Genomic DNA, 5,042 nt, shown 5'->3' with positions numbered 1-5,042 from the left:
CCGGGGAATTCAAGGAGCGCCTGGCAAGAGGGGCCACCCTGGACGACCTCCTGCCCGAGGCGTTTGCCGTGGTGCGGGAGGCCAGCCGGCGGGTCCTGGGGATGCGCCATTTTGATGTTCAGTTGATGGGCGGTATCGTCCTGCACCAGGGGAAAATTGCTGAAATGAAGACGGGTGAAGGTAAAACCCTGGTGGCTACGCTGCCGGTGTATCTCAATGCCCTCACCGGCCGGGGTGTCCATGTGGTCACGGTGAACGATTACCTGGCCCGCCGGGACAGCGAGTGGATGGGCCGGATTTACAAGTTTCTGGGCCTCTCCGTGGGTCTCATCGTGCACGGTCTGGATACGGCCGAACGGCGCAGGGCTTACGCTGCCGACGTGACCTACGGTACCAACAACGAATTCGGCTTTGACTATTTACGTGATAACATGGCCATCCACCCGGACCAGCTGGTGCAGCGGGAACTTTTTTACGCCATCGTGGACGAGGTGGACAGCATTCTCATCGACGAGGCCCGCACGCCTCTGATCATCTCCGGCCAGGCCGACAAGGCCACCGATCTGTATTATACCTTCGCGCGCCTGGTACCAAAGCTGCAGAAGGACGTCGACTACACGGTGGATGAAAAGGCGCACACGGTTACCCTTACTGAAGAGGGCGTGGCCAGGGTGGAAAAAATGCTGGGCGTGGAAAACCTCTACGACGACCAGCACATGCAGCTGACCCACCACCTGAACCAGGCCTTGAAGGCCCATGCCCTGATGAAGCGGGACCGCGACTACGTGGTCAAGGACGGCCAGGTGATCATTGTGGACGAATTCACCGGCCGGCTGATGTTCGGGCGCCGTTACAGCGACGGCCTGCACCAGGCCATCGAGGCCAAAGAAGGTGTGCGGGTGGAGCGGGAGTCCCAGACCCTGGCCACCATCACCTTCCAGAACTACTTCCGCATGTACAAGAAGCTGGCCGGGATGACGGGCACCGCGGCCACCGAGCAGGAGGAATTCCGCAAGATCTACGGACTCGACGTGGTGGTCATTCCCACCCACAAGCCCATGATCCGCAGGGACCTGCCCGATGTGGTTTATAAGACCGAACAGGCCAAGTTCCGGGCGGTGGTGGAGGAGATTGCCCGCCGCCACGCCACCGGCCAGCCCGTGCTGGTCGGTACCATCTCCATCGAGAAGTCGGAGATCTTGAGCCAGATGCTGAAAAGGCGGGGCATCCCCCACCAGGTGTTGAACGCCAAATACCACGACAAGGAGGCCGAAATCGTGGCCCAGGCCGGGCGGTTGGGGGCGGTGACCATTGCCACCAACATGGCCGGGCGGGGTACCGACATCCTCCTGGGGGGTAACCCGGAATTCCTGGCCCAGGCCGAGCTGCGCCAGCAGGGGTACGACCCGGCTGACGACGATCCTCAGGTGCGGGAGCTCTACCGGGCCGCTCTGGAGAAATACAAAAAAATCACTGATGAGGAGCACGACCGGGTGGTGGCCCTGGGCGGGCTGCACATCATCGGTACGGAGCGCCACGAAAGCCGGCGCATTGACAACCAGCTGCGCGGACGTGCGGGCCGCCAGGGGGACCCGGGTTCGAGCCAGTTCTTTATTTCCCTGGAAGATGATTTGATGCGGCTGTTCGGTTCCGAGAATATCGCCGGGCTCATGGACCGGCTGGGCATTGAAGAAGATATGCCCATCGAGCACGCGCTGGTCACCAGGTCCATCGAGACCGCCCAGAAACGGGTGGAAGGACGCAACTTCGACATCCGCAAGCACGTCCTGCAGTACGACGACGTGATGAACCAGCAGCGGGAAGTGATCTACCGCCAGCGGCGGCAGGTTCTCATGGGCGAAAATCTCAAAGAAGTCGTCTTGCAGATGATTGCCGAGACTGTCCAGCGGGCGGTGGACACGTACTGCCCCGAGGGGGTGCACGAGGATGAGTGGGACCTGGCGGGGCTTTTGAATTATGCCGGGCAGCTCTTCCTCCCGGACCACAAGCTCACCCCCGGGGATTTCACCGACATGGGCCGCCGGCAGATCATCGAAGAGCTCAAGGAGAGGGCCCTGGCTGCTTACGAAGCCCGGGAATCGGAGCTGGGCGCCGAAACCATGCGGGAGCTGGAGCGGGTCCTGCTGCTCCGTATTGTGGACGAGAAGTGGATGGACCACCTGGACGCCATGGACCAGCTGCGGGAAGGCATCGGACTCCGGGCGTACGGGCAGAAGGACCCCCTGGTGGAGTATAAATTTGAAGCCTACGAAATGTTCCAGAACATGATCGCCAGCATCCAGGAGGACCTGGTACGCTATATTTACCGGGTCAACGTGGTGCAGGCTCCGCAGCCGCAGGAGCGAAAGCTGGTGGAAAACCGCTACCAGGAGGAAGGACCCCGGCAGCCGGTGCGCCGGGAACAAAAGGTGGGGCGCAACGATCCCTGCCCCTGCGGCAGCGGTAAGAAATACAAGAAATGCTGCGGCCGCGCGGCCGCAAGCTAAAGCCATCGTAAGTATTCAGTTCCGCTAGGGGGGTGCGGCGCTGTCCGGAGCGAACGACTTGCGAAGCGCCGGTAACAGCACCCGGTGAAGCGAGGTTGCCGGCTCGGCTCTCGAGGACGCCAAATGACAGCAAGTGAAAAAACACCTGCCAGTGACACATCGGTCAGTTTAATTATGATCGAGAGACAACAATATCGATGGTAATCCGCAGAGAGCCAGAGCCGGTCCGAAGCGAGCCGAGGTGCTGTCGACGCGGAGCACTGGAGTGAGCGGGGACAGCGCCGCACCCAACCGGGTTTACCGAATGTTTACAAGCCATCAAATAACAAGAGGTGAATGGCATGTACGCCGATTTATCCCGGGAGCTCGAGAACCTGGGTGAACGCATTGAAGAATTGAGGGTTTCTCTTTGACATTGCCGGGAAGGAAGAAGAGATAAAGCGCCTTGAGGAAGCCATGCTGGACCCCGGTTTCTGGAACGACCAGGAACGGGCCCAGCAGTTGACGCAGAAACTGGCCGTTTTAAAGGACCGGGTGGCCCAGTACCGGGAACTGGCCCGGGCTCACGAGGACCTGTCCGTACTCCTGGCCCTCGGCGAAGAGGAGGAGGACGAGGCGGTGGCCCGGGAAGTGGCCGGGGAGCTGAAGAAGCTGGCCCGGCGGGTGGAGAAGATGGAGCTGGAGGTGCTGCTGAGCGGCCCTTACGATCGGGGGAACGCCATTGTCTCCCTCCATGCCGGGGCGGGCGGCACCGAAGCCCAGGACTGGGTGCAGATGCTCCTTCGCATGTACACCCGCTGGGCCGAGGAAAAGGGTTACCGCGTTTCCATCATGGATCTGCTGCCCGGTGACGAGGCGGGTATAAAAAGCGTAACCTTTTCCGTAACCGGCCCCAACGCTTACGGCTACCTGCGGGCGGAGAAGGGCGTCCACCGGCTGGTGCGCATTTCCCCCTTTGATGCCGCCGGCCGGCGGCACACCTCCTTTGCTTCGGTTGATGTGCTCCCCGAGGTGGAAGAAGATGTACAGCTGGAAATCAGGCCCGAAGATTTGAAGGTCGACACCTTCCGTTCCAGCGGGGCCGGCGGGCAGCACGTGAATAAAACCGAGTCTGCGGTGCGTATCACCCACCTGCCCACGGGTATCGTGGTCCAGTGCCAGAGCGAGCGCTCCCAGATTGCCAACCGTAACGCGGCCATGAAGCTGCTCAGAGCAAAGCTTCTGGACCTGGAAATGAAGAAAAAGGAGGCCGAACTGGCCGCCCTGCGGGGCGAGCAGGGGGAGATCGCCTGGGGCAACCAGATCCGCTCTTACGTTTTTCACCCCTACAGTCTGGTCAAGGACCACCGTACCGGGGTGGAGGTGGGCAACGTCCAGGCGGTCATGGACGGGGAGATAGACGAATTTATCTCCGCCTATTTGCGGCAGCAGGCAAAGGGTTAGAACCAGTGCCACGCGCACTGGTTTTATTTGTCTTTTTACATTTTCCCATAATTCCTTGATGATTCTTTAACAATCCCTCTATATAATAAGTGTAAAGTTTGGTTAATAAGGTAAGCCGGACTCTTTTCCGTGAGAGTCTGGCTTTTTGGTACGATGGAAAATAGGGGGGTCGGGGTTTGTTCCGCGTTTTCCTGGTTGAAGATGAAGTCAACTTGAGCAATATACTGGTCTCCTACCTGGAAAAAGAAGGCTGGGAAGTACGGTCCTTCAATGATGGTCAGTCCGCCCTGCGGGCCATACATGAGCACCCGCACCTCTGGATTCTGGACATCATGCTTCCGGATATCGATGGCTATCAGCTCCTGCGCAGCATCAAAGAGGCGTCGCCGGACGTTCCTGTGATCTTCATATCGGCCAGGGATGCCGACCTGGACCGCATTATAGGTCTGGAAATGGGAAGTGACGATTACCTGGCCAAACCATTTTTACCCCGCGAACTGGTTATCCGCGCGCACCGTCTCCTGGAACGGGTGTACAGGCCAAAGTCCGGGAGTTCATTGATCAGCCTCCACCCCTATGTCCTGGATGAAGACAGACGCATGGTCCTCAAGGGGCGGGATGAAATTGAGTTGACATCGAAGGAATTCGACCTGCTTTTGTATTTTGCCAGAAACAGGGGACAGGCTCTATCCCGGGAGCAGATCATCAACCATGTTTGGGGCGGGGACTATGTCGGCAGCGACCGGTCCGTGGATGACCTTGTGCGGCGGCTGCGGAAAAAAATGCCGGACCTGCGCATTGAAACCATCTATGGCTTCGGGTACAGGATGACGGTGAAATGAAAAAAATCTCCCTGACGGTCAAAATGTGGCTGGCCCTCTCGCTGGTAAGCCTGCTGGTGTATGTGGTCGTCATACTCGTTATGCCTTTCCTGATCCGCAATTATTTTACGGTTACCATGATGGAACCGAACGTACCGCCGAAAAAAAGTGACGGCCGGGGGTCGCCGCCTCCCGGACCACCTCCCGCGCCCCCTGTGGCAGGCCCGCAGGACTTTCGTATCCATGATTTTATTGTTTTGGATGACGGGAC

General features: G+C 59.2%; 3 protein-coding genes and 1 pseudogene. All 4 read left to right on the top strand.

Annotated features, from left to right (window positions below):
• The coding region (gene secA / locus ACPLUI_RS10705; protein WP_424660252.1) for a preprotein translocase subunit SecA at positions 1-2,507 on the top strand (2,507 nt) is incomplete at its 5' end.
• A gap of 341 nt (positions 2,508-2,848) precedes the next feature.
• Positions 2,849-3,950 (top strand): peptide chain release factor 2 gene (prfB, locus tag ACPLUI_RS10700; protein ID WP_424660251.1). Its coding sequence is split into 2 segments (ribosomal slippage): positions 2,849-2,917 and positions 2,919-3,950, totalling 1,101 coding nucleotides; the frame shifts between segments, so codons are not numbered across the junction.
• A 176-nt stretch (positions 3,951-4,126) separates the two neighbouring features.
• Positions 4,127-4,792, top strand: a complete 666-nt coding sequence (locus ACPLUI_RS10695) for a response regulator transcription factor (RefSeq protein ID WP_424660250.1) — start codon at positions 4,127-4,129, stop codon at positions 4,790-4,792.
• Positions 4,789-5,042: pseudogene (locus tag ACPLUI_RS10690) on the top strand (sensor histidine kinase); the annotation flags it as partial. The gene ACPLUI_RS10695 and the pseudogene ACPLUI_RS10690, both read left to right, overlap by 4 nt.

It is taken from the genome of Desulfofundulus sp. (assembly GCF_049701015.1).
Classification (GTDB): Bacteria; Bacillota; Desulfotomaculia; order Desulfotomaculales; family Desulfovirgulaceae; genus Desulfofundulus.
This window is presented reverse-complemented; position numbering and strand designations above follow the sequence as displayed.